17 protein-coding genes and 1 tRNA gene are annotated in these 15,229 nt (G+C 68.3%); 6 read left to right on the top strand and 12 right to left on the bottom strand.

All coding sequences use genetic code 11. The annotated features are described in order from the left end of the window. Positions 1 to 4: 4 nt before the first annotated feature. A complete protein-coding gene (locus E7773_RS00375) occupies positions 5 to 556 on the top strand; it encodes a response regulator (protein WP_293986801.1) in 552 nt (183 codons plus the stop codon). Here E7773_RS00375 and E7773_RS00370 read toward each other — a convergent pair. The 5 genes from E7773_RS00370 to argH are packed head-to-tail and all read right to left on the bottom strand — an operon-like array spanning position 553 to position 5,082. Next, positions 553 to 1,509: a zinc transporter ZntB gene (locus E7773_RS00370; RefSeq protein WP_293986797.1), complete on the bottom strand. Its 957-nt coding sequence runs from the start codon at positions 1,507 to 1,509 to the stop codon at positions 553 to 555. The genes E7773_RS00375 and E7773_RS00370 overlap by 4 nt on opposite strands. Next, positions 1,506 to 2,216 carry a siroheme synthase gene (locus E7773_RS00365; protein WP_293986794.1) on the bottom strand — a complete coding sequence of 237 codons (711 nt, stop codon included), beginning with the start codon at positions 2,214 to 2,216 and terminating at the stop codon, positions 1,506 to 1,508. The genes E7773_RS00370 and E7773_RS00365 overlap by 4 nt, the downstream gene beginning before the upstream one ends. Beyond that, a complete protein-coding gene (lysA, locus tag E7773_RS00360; protein ID WP_293986791.1) occupies positions 2,207 to 3,463 on the bottom strand; it encodes a diaminopimelate decarboxylase in 1,257 nt (418 codons plus the stop codon). Before lysA ends, E7773_RS00365 begins: the two co-directional genes overlap by 10 nt. Positions 3,464 to 3,466: 3 nt before the next feature. Continuing rightward, positions 3,467 to 3,706 carry a hypothetical protein gene (locus tag E7773_RS00355; protein ID WP_293986789.1) on the bottom strand — a complete coding sequence of 80 codons (240 nt, stop codon included), beginning with the start codon at positions 3,704 to 3,706 and terminating at the stop codon, positions 3,467 to 3,469. Further along, positions 3,703 to 5,082, bottom strand: a complete 1,380-nt coding sequence (argH, locus tag E7773_RS00350; RefSeq protein WP_293987145.1) for an argininosuccinate lyase — start codon at positions 5,080 to 5,082, stop codon at positions 3,703 to 3,705. Before argH ends, E7773_RS00355 begins: the two co-directional genes overlap by 4 nt. A 7-nt stretch (positions 5,083 to 5,089) precedes the next feature. Between argH and E7773_RS00345 the strand changes: the two genes are divergently transcribed. Beyond that, positions 5,090 to 5,698 (top strand): TlpA disulfide reductase family protein, encoded by a 609-nt coding sequence (locus tag E7773_RS00345; protein ID WP_293987143.1) that lies wholly within the window; start codon positions 5,090 to 5,092, stop codon positions 5,696 to 5,698. Continuing rightward, positions 5,698 to 6,261, top strand: coding sequence for a YkgJ family cysteine cluster protein (locus E7773_RS00340; RefSeq protein ID WP_293986786.1), 564 nt, complete (start codon positions 5,698 to 5,700; stop codon positions 6,259 to 6,261). The genes E7773_RS00345 and E7773_RS00340 overlap by 1 nt, the downstream gene beginning before the upstream one ends. 2 nt (positions 6,262 to 6,263) lie before the next feature. Here the strand turns inward: E7773_RS00340 and E7773_RS00335 are convergent, their stop codons facing one another. From E7773_RS00335 to E7773_RS00305, 7 genes are all read right to left on the bottom strand, one after another. After that, a complete protein-coding gene (locus tag E7773_RS00335) occupies positions 6,264 to 7,151 on the bottom strand; it encodes an RDD family protein (protein ID WP_293986784.1) in 888 nt (295 codons plus the stop codon). Then, the gene (locus E7773_RS00330) at positions 7,135 to 8,136 is read right to left on the bottom strand and encodes a stage II sporulation protein M (protein ID WP_293987141.1); all 1,002 of its coding nucleotides are present in this window, start codon (positions 8,134 to 8,136) and stop codon (positions 7,135 to 7,137) included. Before E7773_RS00330 ends, E7773_RS00335 begins: the two co-directional genes overlap by 17 nt. Positions 8,137 to 8,162: 26 nt before the next feature. Then, on the bottom strand, positions 8,163 to 9,479 hold the full coding sequence (locus E7773_RS00325) for a DUF58 domain-containing protein (protein ID WP_293986781.1): 1,317 nt from the start codon (positions 9,477 to 9,479) through the stop codon (positions 8,163 to 8,165). Positions 9,480 to 9,627: 148 nt separating this feature from the next. After that, positions 9,628 to 10,584, bottom strand: a complete 957-nt coding sequence (locus tag E7773_RS00320) for a MoxR family ATPase (protein ID WP_293986778.1) — start codon at positions 10,582 to 10,584, stop codon at positions 9,628 to 9,630. Continuing rightward, the gene (locus E7773_RS00315) at positions 10,581 to 11,798 is read right to left on the bottom strand and encodes a DUF4350 domain-containing protein (RefSeq protein WP_293986776.1); all 1,218 of its coding nucleotides are present in this window, start codon (positions 11,796 to 11,798) and stop codon (positions 10,581 to 10,583) included. Before E7773_RS00315 ends, E7773_RS00320 begins: the two co-directional genes overlap by 4 nt. Beyond that, complete coding sequence (locus E7773_RS00310) at positions 11,795 to 12,493, bottom strand: DUF4129 domain-containing protein (protein WP_293986774.1); 699 nt, start codon at positions 12,491 to 12,493, stop codon at positions 11,795 to 11,797. Before E7773_RS00310 ends, E7773_RS00315 begins: the two co-directional genes overlap by 4 nt. Before the next feature lie 87 nt (positions 12,494 to 12,580). Further along, positions 12,581 to 12,654 (bottom strand) — tRNA-Gln (locus tag E7773_RS00305). Positions 12,655 to 12,804: 150 nt separating this feature from the next. On the opposite strand from E7773_RS00305, the gene E7773_RS00300 reads away from it, so the two are divergent. From E7773_RS00300 to E7773_RS00290, 3 genes are read left to right on the top strand one after another with little or no spacing between them, the layout of a single operon-like run. Continuing rightward, a complete protein-coding gene (locus E7773_RS00300) occupies positions 12,805 to 13,863 on the top strand; it encodes a Ppx/GppA phosphatase family protein (RefSeq protein ID WP_293986773.1) in 1,059 nt (352 codons plus the stop codon). Positions 13,864 to 13,874: 11 nt separating this feature from the next. Continuing rightward, on the top strand, positions 13,875 to 14,558 hold the full coding sequence (locus E7773_RS00295; protein ID WP_293986772.1) for an RlmE family RNA methyltransferase: 684 nt from the start codon (positions 13,875 to 13,877) through the stop codon (positions 14,556 to 14,558). Continuing rightward, positions 14,555 to 15,229, top strand: a complete 675-nt coding sequence (locus E7773_RS00290) for a VC0807 family protein (RefSeq protein WP_293986769.1) — start codon at positions 14,555 to 14,557, stop codon at positions 15,227 to 15,229. Before E7773_RS00295 ends, E7773_RS00290 begins: the two co-directional genes overlap by 4 nt.

The raw sequence follows: 15,229 nt of genomic DNA, 5'->3' as shown, positions 1-15,229 counted from the left end.
AGAGATGGGCGAGCCCAACCGCGATTCCGGGCGGCCGGTGCGCACGATCCTGGTGGTCGACGATAGCCGGACCAATCTGAACGTCATCGGCGAGCGGCTGACCGCACTCGGCTATCTCACCGCGCTGGTCGACAATGGCGGCGAAGCGCTCGACCTGATCGCCGGGCGCGGGTTCGACCTCGTCCTGCTCGACATGGTGATGCCGGGGATGACCGGCGTGCAGGTGCTTGCCGAGCTGCGCTCGCGGACCGAAACCAGCGATTTGCCGGTTATTGTCGTCACGGCGCGGAGCGACCCAGAGGCGGCGATCGAAGCACTTGCCGCGGGCGCTGACGATCATCTCGCCAAGCCGTTCGATTTCGACGTGCTCGCGGCGCGGATCGAGCGCACGCTGGCGCGCGCGCGCCGCGTCGCCGATCTCAAGCGCTCCAACGCGGCTCTCGATGCACGGATCGCCGCGCGGGCGATGGAATTGGGCGAAGCGCGCGCCGAGCTCGCCGATGTCCGTGCCGAGCGGCAGCGGCTGGCCGCGGAACTGGCGCGCCTACGTTCCTAGCTTTTCAGCCAGTGCCGACGCACGAAATAGGTCGTGACGCTGACTGCCGTCAGGATACAGATCCCGACGATCGCATCGAACGCCCACGGCCGGTCCGCCAGCCATAATCCCCTGACATTCATGCCATAGAGCCCGGTGAGAAAGGTCAGCGGCAGGAAGATCATCGCGACGATCGCGATGATCAGCCCGCGCTGGTCGATCTGCTCTGCGCGCAGGTCGGTGAGCGCTTCGTGCGTCAGCGCGGCGCGCTCGCGGATGCTCTCCAGTTCCTCGGCCATGCGCGCCGCACGGTCTGCCGCCGCCGCCAAGTGCAACCGGTCGTCGTCGTCGAGCCAGCCGACCGGCAAAGTCGCAAGCTTTTCGAGCGCGGTGCGCTGGGGCGCGAGGAAACGGCGATAACCGATCGACTGCGCGCGCACGCGCGTCACCACCCGACGCAACTCGAAAATCTTGTCGGTGTCGAGCCCCGTTTCGCACTCATCGAGCTCGTCGCCCATCTCGGCAACATCGGGGTCGAGATCGGCGGTGATCGCGCCGGCGAATTCGGTGATGAGGTCGCCGGGGTCGAGCACCTGGCCGTCGGTGACCGCTTTCTCGACGGTGTCGATCGCGACGAGTTTCTTGCGCGTGACCGAAATGGCGCGTCGCCCCATCGCCCAAATGCGAACCGAAGCCAACGGATCGGACGAGGCCAGTTCGTCGGCAGAGCGCCCACGCAAGTTCACCAGCGCGCCCTCGCCGAACATCTCGCAGCGCGGTCGTGTCTCAGCCGCGGTCAGCGCATCGACGAGATAATCGTCGAGCTTGGCGGTGTTCGCCAGCCAGTCCTGCGCGTGCTCGTTGTTGGTGTTGAGGTGCACCCAGATGAACCCGTGGCGCGCCGACAGCGCGCTCTTGATGTCGCACTTGGTCACCTTGCCGCCGCTGCTCACCTGAAACGCAAAGCCGCTCATCGCGCCATCTCCAGATACACGGTCAGCCCGTCGCAGGCGTCAACCGGCGGGGCAGGGGAAACGATCCGCACCGCATCGGCGCGCGCGCGGTCGAGGATGGCGGGCGGCACGTCGGGCGCGTGGAGCAAGCGGTCGGCCTGCGCGAGCGCGCGCGCTTGCCGCAGGGTGAGGTCGTCGGGGTCGGGGGAAGTGAGGGTTATCGCCACCACCGAATTCCCGCTTTCGCGAGAATAGTGGCCGAAATGATCGTTCAACGCGTGATCAATCGCAGTTCGCCGCGCGCGGCTGTCGGGATATTCCTTTCGAAAACCCGAAACCGCCTCGGCCAGCTTACCCAGATCGCTCGGCAGCACCGCCTCCAGCCGCTGCCGCAGCGCCGCCGCCAGCCCCGCCGACACGCCGCCTGTCCCCACCGCGACGATCACCGGCGAGCGGTCGACGATCGCCGGGAGCGTGAAGTCGCAAAGATCGGACCGATCGACCGCGTTGACCAGAAGCCCTCGCGCCTTGAGCCGCGCGACGGTAGCATCAGGATCGTCCATCGCGACGATCGCCAACGCCGCCTCGGCCTCCTCGCCGACGATCACCGCACCCGTGCGCTCCAGCAACCGCCGCTTCGCCTCCGCTGCCCCGCCATCGCCGATCAGCATCACCGGCCGCCCGTCCAGCCGCACGAACGCCGGCAGGCTGTGCAGGCTCACAGCCATTCGGGAACGCGTTCCTCGTCCATGATCGTCTTGGGCGAAATGCGTTCGGCGACCACGGCGTAGCGGTCGCCATCGACCATCACCTCGGGGACGAGCGCGCGGCTGTTGTAGGTCGACGCCATCGTCGCGCCGTAGGCGCCCGCGGTGCGGAAGATCGCGAGGTCGCCTTCCTTCACCAAGTCGATGTCGCGCGCCTTGGCGAACGTGTCGCCGCTCTCGCACACCGGTCCGGCGATATTGGCGACGAAGCGCTCGCCGCTCGGTTTCACCGCGACGAAATCGTGCCACGCGTCGTAGAGCGCGGGGCGGGCGAGGTCGTTCATCGCGGCATCGACGATCACCCACGGATTGGCCGGCGACGGCTTGACCCAGATCACCCTGGTCAGCAGCACCCCGGCATTGCCCGCGATCACGCGCCCGGGCTCGAACATCAGTTCGACGTCCCAGTCGCGCGTCACGCGCGCGACCATCGCGCCATAGTCGGCGGGCCAGACCGGCTGATCCTCGGCCTTGTATGCGACACCCAGCCCGCCGCCGAGATCGACGCGGTCGACTTTGTGCCCGGCGGCGCGCAACTCGGCGACGAGCTGGCCGACGCGATTGTATGTCGCCTCCATCGGCGCGACGCTGAGTAGCTGGCTGCCGATATGCGACGCGACGCCGCGCAGGTTCAGCCCGGGGAGGGCGGCGAGCCGTGCGTAGATCGCGGGCGCGTCGGCGATCGCGACGCCGAACTTGTTCTCCGCCTTACCGGTCGAGATCTTGGCGTGCGTCCCGGCATCGACATCGGGATTGACGCGCAGCACGCACGGCGCGCGCTGGCCCCGCGCGGCGGCGATTTCGGACAGCGCGACGCCTTCGGCTTCGAGCTCGAGATTGAACTGGCCGATCCCGCGGTCGAGCCCCTGCGCCAGTTCGTCGCGAGTCTTGCCCACGCCCGAGAACACCACGTCCTTCGCCGGCATCCCCGCCGCTAGCGCGCGCTCGAGCTCGCCGCCCGACACCACATCCGCCCCATAACCGGCGTTGGCCATCAGCCGCAGCACCGCAAGGTTGGGATTGGCCTTGATCGCATAAGCGAGATGGATGCGCGGGATATCCTTCAGCCCATCGCGAAACGCCGCCGCATGGCGTTCGAACGTCGCGCGCGAATAGATGTAGACCGGCGTGCCCACCTCGGCGGCGATTCGCGCCATGGGGACGTCCTCGGCGTAAAGTTCGCCGTTCCGGTAATGAAAATGGTCCATGGGCTAGTTCTTGGGAGGCAGGTCGAATTCGTTGCCCTGGCGCTCGACCGAGCTGGTCAGCACCTCGTCGCTGCGCTCGGGGCGGGCCTGGCTCGATGCGGTGAGCAACTGGCTGGCCGCCGGCCGCGCGGCGGCGCCATAGGGCGCGATCGGCAGGGCCTTGCCCGCGGCCGGTTTCAGCTCGCGCGCCGCGCCACAGGCCGAGAGGGCGAGGATCAGGCCAAGGGCAATCAGACGCTTCACTTCTTCTCTCCCGCGCGGGCGGCGCGCGCCGCCGCGATCGCCTCGCGCACCCGGACCGGCGACGTGCCGCCGTGGCTCGTGCGGCTCGCGACCGACGCATCGACGCTCAGCACGTCATAGACGCGTTCGTCGATCCGGTCATCGATTCCCTTCAGCGTCTCGATCGGCAGGGTGTCGAGCCCGATCCCGGCGTCTTCCGCCGCCTTTACCGCGCGGCCCGTGATGTGATGCGCCTCGCGGAACGGCACCCCGGCTTCGCGCACCAGCCAGTCGGCGAGGTCGGTCGCGGTGGCGAACCCGCTCTCCGCCAGCGCGCGCATCCGGTCGGTGCGAAAGCGCGCGGTCTGCACCATGCCGGTCATCGCGGCGATCGACAGCGCCAGCAAATCGTGCGCTTCGAACACCGGCGGTTTGTCGTCCTGCATATCCTTGGAATAGGCGAGCGGCAGGCCCTTCATCGTGATGACCAGCGCGGTCATGCACCCCGCGATTCGCCCGGCATGCCCGCGCACCAGCTCGGCGGCATCGGGGTTGCGCTTCTGCGGCATGATCGAGCTGCCGGTCGACCATTGATCGGACATCGCCACGAACCCGAACGGCTGCGAAGCCCAGATAACGAACTCCTCGGCCAGCCGGCTCAGGTGGAGCGCGCACTGCGTCGCCGCCATCAGATAGTCGAGCGCGAAATCGCGGTCGCTGACCGAATCGAGGCTGTTGCTGGTCGGCCCGTCGAACCCGAGCGCCGCTGCGGTCGCGTCGCGGTTGATCGGGAAGCTCGTCCCCGCCAGCGCGGCGGCGCCGAGCGGACAGCGGTTCATCCGCGCGCGATTGTCGGCGAAACGGCTGCGGTCGCGCGCGATCATGTCGTGATACGCCATCAGGTGATGGCCGAGCGTCACCGGCTGCGCCGACTGGAGGTGGGTGAAGCCGGGCATCACCGCGTCGGCATGCTCGCCCGCACGCGCGATCAGCGCATCCTGCAACGCCCCCAGCGCCGTCCCGACCTGATCGATCGCGTCGCGCACCCAGAGGCGGAAATCTGTTGCGACCTGGTCGTTGCGCGACCGCGCGGTGTGCAGCCGCCCGGCGGCCGGCCCGATCTTCTCGGCCAGCCGCGCCTCGGTCAGCATGTGGATATCCTCGAGCGCCAAGTCGTCGGGCACACCGTCGCGTTCGTAATCCGCGGCGACCGCGTCGAGCCCCTCGCTGATCGTTTTCGCGTCCGCCGTGCTCAGGATGCCCGCCGCGCCCAGCATCGCGGCGTGCGCCTTCGACCCCGCGATATCCTGTCGCCACATTCGCTTGTCGAACGGGATCGAGGCATTTATCTCGCGCATCACCGCGGCCGGTCCGTCGGCGAACCTGCCCCCCCACATGGAGTTCGTGGTCTTGCGCTCGCTCACTCTGCTCCTGCCTGCTCTCGTCCTGATCGCCGGCTGCGATAGGCAATCGCCCGCGAACGAGCAAGCGAGCGCGGTGGCGGCAAACGCGGCCGACGCCAGCGCGCCGACCCCCGACGAGGTCGCGCCTTCCGCCGACAACGGCGTCGACGTGATCGGCAAGCTCGACCGCGGGCACAACGGAGCGGCCGCCCCGACTGTAATGTTCGACGATCCGAACGGCGTGAAGACCACGCTCGCGAGCTTTTCGGGCAAGCCGTTCGTGCTCAATCTGTGGGCGACGTGGTGCGGGCCGTGCAAGATCGAGATGCCCGCGCTCGACACGATCGCCGCCGAGGGCAAGCTGCCGGTGGTGACGGTCAGCCAGGATATGAACGGCGCACAGGCCGTCACGCCCTATTTCGCGGCGGCCAAGCTCAAGGCGCTCAAACCCTATCTCGACCCCAAGCTCGGTTTCTCCTTCGCGCTCGGCAACCCCAGCCTCCCGACGACAATCCTGTACGACAAGGACGGCAAAGAGGTGTGGCGGATGACCGGCGGGATGGACTGGACCAGCCCGACCGCGCGGGAGCTACTGGCCGAAGCCAGCTGATGCCGGCGAGCCTATCGTTCGAGGAAGAAGTGTTCGGACCGCTGGTTCCCGGGCGGGAATGCGGGGGCTGCACGGCGTGCTGTTTCGAGATAACGATCGACGATCCGAAGCTCGCGAAGCCGCCGCGCGAGACGTGCGTGCATTGCACGGCGAACGGCTGTTCGATCTATGCGGCGCGGCCGCAGGATTGCCGGACGTGGTATTGCCTGTGGCGGCGCGTCGCCGATCTGCCCGATCACCTGAGCCCCGACAAAAGCGGGTTGCTGACGTCGGTGGTCGAAAACCCGGCGGCGGAAAACCCGTTCGCGCGGCTCTACATCATCGTTCAATGGCTCGATGGCCGGCCGATCGCAAAGAGCGACGCGGCGGACGAATTGCTGGCGGCGATGCGGCGCTATGCCTTGCCGGTGTGGGTCGGCAGCGGCGACCGCATGGCGCTGCACTTCCCGCGTCAGGAAATCGCCCTTCACCTGATGCACGGCACCCCGGCGCCGGCCGCGATCGCGCGCGAGGTCGAGGCATGGCGCAGGCGGCTACCCCGGCGATCAGCTCCACCGGTCTGACGTCACGCCGCGCGGTCGCGCGTCGCTTCGGCATATTTGTCGGCGCGGCGCAAGCCGACCATCATCTGGCGCTCGAGCCGCGCGCACAGCGCCGCATAATAGTCCGACAGGAAGCCGAAATCGTCGCCATCGTCGGGCAGGTCGGCCTTGCGCCGGATCGCGGCGGCGACCGTCACCAGCGCGTCATTGTCGCCGTTACGCAGCACTTCCTCGAGCGTCTGGAGCTCGAATTCGCCATACAGGCCGAGCGCATGGTCGCTGAAGGTCCGACGCGGCTGGTCGCTTTGCGCGATCGAGGCAACGATGTCGTGGCCTAGCTTCACCTTGGCGCGCTGCACTACCCACGTGCCTGCGAGCAGGTCGCCGACGCGCAACCGGTCGCGGTTGAACAGCGGGAAGAACAGGAAGATGCCGCTCCACACCAGCGCGACGAGCGAGATCAACTTGTCGGTGCCGCTCTCGAAGATCGTCGCGAAGAAGAAGGTGATCGGCAGGAAGAATTCGATCTCGCGCATCGCGTTGCGCGCGATCACCGCGCCGCCGGTCAGCCGCGACCCGTCGCGCGCGACGACGCGCAGGCCGATGATGCGCTTGCCCGGGGTCGCGCCGCGCCCGCCCATCTCGAACAGCGTGAACCAGCCGTTCCGCAAGAAAAAGAAGCCGACCAGCCAGAGGCCCGCGAGCAACGCCGATTGCGCGGCGACTGCGGTGAGCGCGATCATAATCGTGCCGACCACCAGCACGACGAGCATCAGCAGCAGGTCGAGCATGAACGCACCCGCGCGCGCGCCGGCCGATCCCAGCTCGATCCTGAGGTCGACGCCTTCGGGCGTGACGAAGCTGCGCCGGAACGGGTTGCCGATCGGCCTGGGCTTACGCGACCGCGCCACGATCCCTCCGCGGCCAGTAGAAATAGAGCAGCCAGCCGAGCAGCATCCCGCCGCCGATCGCGTAGCGCGCGGTGTCCGACGTGACCGTCTGGCGCCCGATCCCTTCGAGCAGTCCCGCCACCGCGAGCATCACTACCGTGCCGCCCATCGCCACTGCCGCCTGGCGTCCCGCCGCGACCGCCGCGTCGGCGCGCGACTGACGCCCCGGGAAGGCGAGCGCGAGCCCGATGCGAAACCCCGCCGCGCCCGAGATCATGATCGCGAACAATTCGGTCGTGCCGTGGATCATCAGCCAGCCGATGAAACCATAGGCCAGCCCCTTCGCCGCGAACACTTCGACCAGCGCGCCCAGCGTCAGCCCGTTATAGACGATGAGGCCCGCGGTCGGCAGGCAGAAGGCGAAGCCCAGCGCGAACGAGAAGATTGCGATCTGCGCGTTGTGCGTGAATAGGAACGACGCGAACAAGGCGAGCGCGCTTTGCCCGGCCATCGGGCCGCCGCCGTCGTACAAGGTGTTCTTGAGGAATTGCGCGCTCGCGGTGGGGTCGCGGCCCGCCGCCATGTTGTCGGGGAACAGGACGTAGAACCAGCTTGGGTTGTTGCGCACCAGAAGGTACGCGACGATCGCGCCCGCTGCGGTCAGGATGAACGCGACGAGCGTTTCCTTCCACAGCGCCTGCACCGCCTTCGGCCAGCTGTGCGCGAAGAAATGGCCGAGCTGGCGCATGGCGGAGGTCGGCACGCCGTAGATCTGATAATAGGCGCGCGTGCACAGCTGTTCGAGATAGGCGACCAGGCTCTTGTCGAGCGACGTCTCGCGCGCGACCGACAGCGAGGAGAGCGTCGAGCGGTACAGCACCGGCAGCACCAGCAGCGCTTGCTCGGGCACCCCGCGCACGCCGCGCTTCTCGATCGCGGTGACGATCTTGTCGAGCCGCTCCCAATCGGCCTCGTGCGCCGCGCGGAACCGCGTCGCATTGACCATCGGCACGCCGGTATTTGCGAACGCGGTCACAGCAGATTCCTCCGCTTGAGGTCGACATAGCCTTGGACCAGCCGGTCGCCGACCTTGTCGTATTCGCTTTCGATGACGTGCGCGCCGAGGTGCCGGAGGCGAGTCAGCGCGAGCAACCGGTCCTTGAGGAGCGCCGCCGCGGTCACCGCGCGCGTGATGTCGTCCGACGTGCGCGGCGCGCGGTCCACGATCGTCTCGAGTTCCTCGTCGCGCAGCACCACGACCATCAGCAGGTGCGTCTGCGCCAGCCGGGCGGCCGCGCGGATCATGAAGTCGGCGCTGGTCAGGTCGGTGAATTCGGTGAACAGCACGATCATCGAGCGCCGCGTCAGCCGCGCGGCGAGCGTCGTCAGCGCATAGGTATAATTGGTCTCGTCGCCCGAATAATCGATTCGCGCGGCGAGCCGCTGGAGCTCGGGGAAGGCGCCCGCGCCCGAAATCAGCCCGCTCGCGATACGCGGGCGCGAATCGAACGAGTGGAGCGCGACGCGGTCGCCGAGCTTGAGCGCGACCCAGCCGGTCAGCAGCATCGCCGCCACCGCGCGGTCGATCCGCGGCACGCCCCCGACCGGCTCCGACATCTGGCGTCCGGAGTCCACCGCGAACACGATCTGGTTGTTGCGCTCGGTGCGATATTCCTTGGCGTGGAGCTTGAGGTGGCGCGCCGATTGCTTCCAATCGATCGCGCGGCGGTCCATCCCCGAGCGGAACTCGACGAGCGTGTCGAAATCGGTGCCGTCGCCGCGGTCGAGCTGAGTCATCAGGCCCTGCAGCGCGTGGCGCTGGAAGATTCGCGCGCCGCGTTCGTGGACCGGGCGGATATCGGGCAGGATCGCCATCGAGGTATCGGTCGCGACGCGCTTGCCCTTCCATGCGAGTCCGAGCGGCCCGCGCCAGCGCAGCCATAGTGTCGCGAAACGTGTTGTACCGCGTCGTCGAGTCTCGACGGGGAGCGCGACGGCGCCGCGCCCTTTGTCGAGTTGGACGATCGCGCGGCCATCGTCGACGATATCGACCAGCGCATCGCTCGCAACCGCCACTTCGGCGCGGCGCGGCGCGCCCCGACCGGGGATCGTCACCGTCACCAGCGCCTCGACCTCTTCGCCGACGCTCGCGGTGCGCGGCACGGTGAGCGCCACCGCAACATCGCGCGCGCCGACCGCGGCGATCGCATCGGCCAGCACCCCGGCCAGCACCAGCGCGGGCCAGGCGAGCGCCACGTACCAACGGTCGGCCATCTGCACAGCGACGAGCAGCGCGACGGGCGCTCCCGCCGCCGCCGCCAGCACCGCGAGGCGCGTGGGGTAGATCACCCTTTTATTCCCCTCCCTTTTAGGGAGGGGTTAGGGGTGGGTGCCGAGCGCAGCGAGGCTCCTGCCGCCGCCGTCGAGCGCGACCCTGCGGGCCGCGCACCCACCCCCAGCCCCTCCCTGAGAGGGAGGGGAGTAGGAGCCGCCATTCTCACCGCGGCGCCTCGATCTGTTCGATGATGTCGTTGACCACGTCCTCGACCACGCGGCCGTCGATCTCCGCCGCAGGCGACAGGATCAGACGGTGGCGGAGCAGCGCGGGGGCGAGCTGCTTGACGTCGTCGGGGATCACGAAATCGCGCCCGTCGAGTGCCGCGCGCGCGCGCGCCGCGCCGGCCAGCATCGCGCCGGCGCGGGGGCTCGCGCCGCTCTCCAGGTCGGCGACACCGCGCGTGCCCCGGATCAGGCCCGCAATATAGTCGATCACCTCGTCGACCAGTTTGACCCCGGCAACCGCGTCGATCGCCGCGGTGATCTGCTTCGCATTCCCCTTGGCCTTCACCCCCCATTCCGCCGGATCCATCGCGGAGCCGCGCGCGCCGTGCGTCGCGATGATCTTGCGCTCCTCCTCGGCCGACGGATAATCGACCGTCTGCTTGAACAAAAAGCGGTCGAGCTGGGCCTCGGGCAGCGGGTAGACGCCCTGCTGCTCGATCGGATTCTGCGTCGCCACCACCATGAAGCGATCGCCGAGCGCGAGGCTCTCGCCGTCGATCGTCACCGTGCGTTCCTGCATCGCTTCGAGCAAAGCCGCCTGCGTCTTGGGCGGCGTGCGGTTGATTTCGTCGGCCAGCAGCAGGTCGGTGAAGATCGGACCGCGCGTGAGCGTGAACTGGCTGGTCTGGAAGTTGAACAGGTTCGCGCCGATGATGTCGCCGGGCATCAGGTCGGGGGTGAACTGGATCCGCCCGAACTTGATCCCGATCGCCGACGCGAAGCTGTGCGCGAGCAACGTCTTGGCGGTGCCCGGCGGGCCTTCGAGCAGGATGTGCCCGCCGGCGAACAAGGCGACGAGCATCAGTTCGACCGTCGCTTCCTGCCCGACGACGGCCTTGCCGACCTCCTGCCGGATGGCCTCGGCCAGATTGCGGACCTCTTCGACCGTCACTTGGCTTTCTCCTTCTGCCAATCGTGTAATGCCTGCGCGGCTGCGACCAGGCTGTTCTTGTCGGACGCCTGCTCGGCGGCGCGCGCGAGATCGCTGAACTTCGCGCGGCCGCTCAATTTGTCGAGATACGCGTCGATCGCTTGCCCCCGCAGCCGGCCAGGCACCCCGAACGCGATCACCGCGCGGTCGCGGATCGTCTCGACGTAGCGCCCGCCGAGCCGTGCCTGGCGCCGGGCTTTCCGGATCAGCATCGCCGAATTGTCGACCAGCGCCGCCTTGCCAAACGCGATTGCGCGCTCGCGGCGCACCGGCGGCCCGAATCGCACGAATGCCTGCCACCCGGCGAGCAGCATCGCCGCCACCAAAGTCAGCGTCATCGCCAGGAAAGGCGGATCGAACGCTAGCCGCAACGGGTTTGGCTGGCGGCCCAGCCCAACCAGCGTCACGTCGAACGAGATCGGCTCGTTCGACACGTTGAGCTGGTCGAGCAAGTCGAAGACGGCGGCGGCATTAGCTTCGTCGCGCATCCCCTTGTTGGCGATAAGGTCGCCGTCGGCGAGCACGTAGAACGGCCCGTCGCCGATCTGGCCGAGCACGATGTGACCTTGCGCGTCGGTCAGCAGCGGGTGGAGGTTGGCGCCGGTCATGCTCTGGAGCGGGCGCGGTGCTGCGATCGTGATGCCGCTGTCGGCCAGGAACCCGGTCGCGGTCAGCGGCGCGCCGCCGCTCTTGCTCCGCGCAATGGTCAGCTTGTTCTGGGGCGCCAGCACGCCGTACGGCTCGCTCGCCGGGAGCAAGGCGAGGTAGTTGACCCAGCCCGGATGCGCCTTATCCGCCAGCGTCTGCCACTTGGGCAGCACCACCAGCGTCGGCAATTTGGCGCGCCGCGTGAGTATATCGCCCATCGGCGTGTCGGCGGTCTGCGGCGTCACGACGAGCAGCCCGCGTCCGTCGAGCAGATTGTCGTCGCGAATGACTTGCGTATCGTACCCCGCATCCTGCGCGAGCCGGATGATCCCGCTATAGCCGACCGCCGAATTGGACAACGCGTGCGCCGCACCGTCGCCCTTGGGCGTCGTGCCCGGGGCGTAAGCGGTCGCGATCAGCATCGCCGCGAATGCGGCAACGCCGACCAGCACCAGGATGATGATCGTGCGCAGCCGGAACAGCTCGCCGCCGCCCGGCCCGGCGCGCCCGATCGCGACGTCGCTCATGCCTTCCACTGCCCGGGTAGCGCGAAGTCGGCATAGGCCGCGCGCGCCTGCATCCAGTCGTCGGCGCCGACCGCGCGCCCACCGAACAGGCTGGCTTCGACATACCCCGCGATCCGCGCGAACAACGCGCGGGCGACGGTCGGAATGCCGGTCGCCACCGACAGTTCGCGGCTGGTCAGGGAAGGCCGCACCACACGCGGTCGCCGGCGTTGGATATCCTCGACCGAGCGGAACAGCAGGTGGTGCACGGCCTCCGCGTACAGCCCCCGCGCCGCCAGCGCGTCTGCCTCATCGAGCCAAGCCCGCGCCGGCGCGAAATCGGGCGCCCATTCCTCTTCCTGCTGCTCGACCGCGACTTGCCGCGCGGGGCGCTTGCTGAACGGCGTGCGCCATTCGCCCGCGCGGATCCGGTCGACGATCAGCCAGATCAGCGTGAGCGCGAGGATGACGATCACCGACCACAACAGGATCTGCGCGAGCGGCGCCGCGGGCATGAAGCTCGTGATCCATTTGAAGAACCGCCCGATCGGCCGCAGCGCATCGAGCAGCCAGCGGAGCCAGCCGGGAATCTCGAACGGTTTGGGCAGCGGCGCGGGTCCCATGCCGAACTGGATCGTCGGATCGGCGCGGAGCGCGCGATGCGCGTCGGCAAGCCGCTGCGCCGCGGTGGCCGCTTGCTCGTTACCCCCGCTCACGCGATTTCCGCCCCCGAACCCACGCATGGATGCTTACCCGGTCGCGTAGCCTACGCAACCGCTAAGATATTCTGGAAACGGGAAAGCTGGATGCCCGACAAGGATTCGAACCTTGATTGACGGAGTCAGAGTCCGCTCTCTTACCATTAGAGGATCGGGCAATCGCGGGCCGCGCTCTAGGCAAGCGCGCTGGGGCGGTCAAGGCCCCACGCCCATAACGATTGGTTGTCGGGCGCGCGCCTTTGCGCTAATCCTCGCCCCAAGCAGCGGAGGGCTTTGGGCCGGGCCGCAAGAACATAAAGAGCGACGGCATGGGAGATCATCCCACGACGATGCCGCATCGGCACCCGCCCCAGGCCCAAGGCCCGGGGTTTGCCCGTCCGGCGCCTCACCTGCGAAAGCGCTGGCACGATGCGCCGTATTATGCCGCGCTCGATCTGGGCACCAACAATTGCCGCCTGCTGATCGCGCGGCCGCAGGGCAACGGCTTCGCGGTGGTCGATGCCTTCTCGCGGATCGTTCGGCTGGGCGAGGGGCTGGCGGCGAGCGGGCGGCTTTCCGACGCGGCGATCGACCGCACCATCGCCGCCTTGAAGGTCTGTTCGGACAAATTGCGCCGCCGCAACGTGCTCGTCGCGCGCTCGGTCGCGACCGAGGCCTGCCGCCAGGCCGCCAACGGCCCCGCCTTCATAGAGCGTGCCTATCGCGAGACGGGAATCCGGCTCGACATCATCTCCGCCGAGGAGGAAGCGCGGCTCGCAGTGCTCGGCTGCCACGCGCTGATGGAGCCGGGCGAGGGACCGGCGCTGATCTTCGACATCGGCGGCGGGTCGACCGAATTGGTGTTGATCGACGCGAGCGGGCCCGAACCTCGCGTGCTCGACTGGCATTCGGCGCCGTGGGGTGTGGTGTCGCTGACCGAGCATGCCGGCGGCGAGGGCGCGGCGGACAGCGCCGAACGGCTCGCGGCCTATGCGCGCATGCGCAGCCTCGCGACCGAGGCCTTCGTCAAATTTGCCGACCGCCTCCCCAAATCGCCGGTCGCGCCGCGCTTGCTCGGCACCTCGGGCACGGTGACGACGCTCGCCAGCGTCTATCTCGAACTCGACCATTACGATCGCGCGCTGGTCGACGGCTTGATCGTGCCCGCCGAATCGATGCGGCGCATTTCGAGCGACCTGTCGGGCATGTCGCTCGCCGAGCGCGCGCGCTTCCCGTGCATCGGGACGGAGCGCGCCGACTTGGTCGTCGCCGGCTGCGCGATCCTCGAATCGATCATGGACGTGTGGCCCGCCGAGCGGCTCGCCGTCGCCGACCGCGGCATTCGCGAGGGCATTTTGCGCCGGCTGATGGGGGCGAACCGGCCATGAAGGGGGGAGCCGTGAGGGGTTCTGGCGGCGGCCACACCCGCGTCAAGACCGCGCGGCGGCGCACCGCGCAATCGACCCGCTGGCTCGAACGCCAGCTCAACGACCCGTACGTCAAGCGCGCCAAGGCCGAAGGGTATCGCAGCCGCGCGGCCTACAAACTGCTCGAGCTCGACGAGAAGTTCGGGTTCCTCAAGGGCGTCAAGCGCGTGGTCGACCTCGGCCTCGCGCCCGGCGGCTGGAGCCAAGTCGTGCGAAAGGCGGCACCCAAAGCCGCGATCGTCGGGATCGACCTGTTGCCCGTCGATCCGATCGACGGTGTGACGATCCTGCAGATGGATTTCATGGCCGACGCCGCGCCGGGCCGGCTGATCGAAGAACTCGGCGGCGCGCCCGATCTGGTCGTATCCGACATGGCGGCGAATACGGTCGGTCACCCGCAGACCGATGCCCTGCGCACGATGGCGCTGGTCGAAACCGCGCTGGCGTTCGCGATCGACGTGCTCCAGCCCGGCGGTACGTTCGTGTCGAAGGTATTCGCAGGCGGCGCGGACTCCACGCTGGTAGCGGAAATGAAGCGCAACTTCGGATCCGTGAAGCATGCCAAGCCGCCTGCCAGCCGCAAAGGGTCGGTCGAATGGTTCGTCGTCGCGCAGGGCTTCAAGGGTCGGCCAGCCGACCAGCGAGGTGGTGTATGATTGCCAATATTGTCGGCTGGCTCCGCAAGAATGGCGGCCACGTCCTCGTCGAGGCGCTCGTCAACTTCATCCTGCCCTATGCGATCTATTCCTATGCGCAGCCGTCGCTCGGTGAGGTCAAGGCGCTGATCGCGTCCTCCGCACCGCCGACCTTGTGGAGCCTGGTCGAATTCGCGCGGCGCCGCCGGGTCGACGCGCTATCGGTGCTGGTGCTGGCCGGGATCGTGCTGTCGCTGCTCGCGATGCTCGGCGGCGGTGGCCCGCAATTCCTGTTGTTGCGCGAGAAGCTCGTCACCGGGGCGATCGGGCTGGTGTTCCTGGGCTCGGCGCTCGTCGGCAAGCCGCTGGTCTACCAGCTGGCGCGCGCGAGCATGCGCCGCAAGTCGGAGGGCGAGGCGGAAGCGTTCGCGGCGCTCCAGGTCCATGCCGCATTCCGCCGCACGATGACGGTGATGACCCTGGTGTGGGGGTTCGGTCTGGTCGCGGATGTGACGCTGGGCGTGGTGCTCGTGTTCACGCTGAGCGTGCGCGAGTATCTGATCGTCAACCCGATCCTGAGCTACGGCACGATGGGCGCACTGAGCTTGTGGTCGTTTTGGTACGGGCGACGCGCGAAACGGCGCGGCGAGGCGCGGCGGGCTGCTGCTGCTTTGGAGAACCCGGTCGGATAG

Origin of the sequence: Sphingomonas sp. (assembly GCF_004799495.1) — a bacterium.
Lineage (GTDB): Bacteria > Pseudomonadota > Alphaproteobacteria > Sphingomonadales > Sphingomonadaceae > Sphingomonas.
The sequence above is the reverse complement of the archived record's forward strand: the minus strand, read 5'-3'. Positions and strand labels throughout refer to the sequence as shown.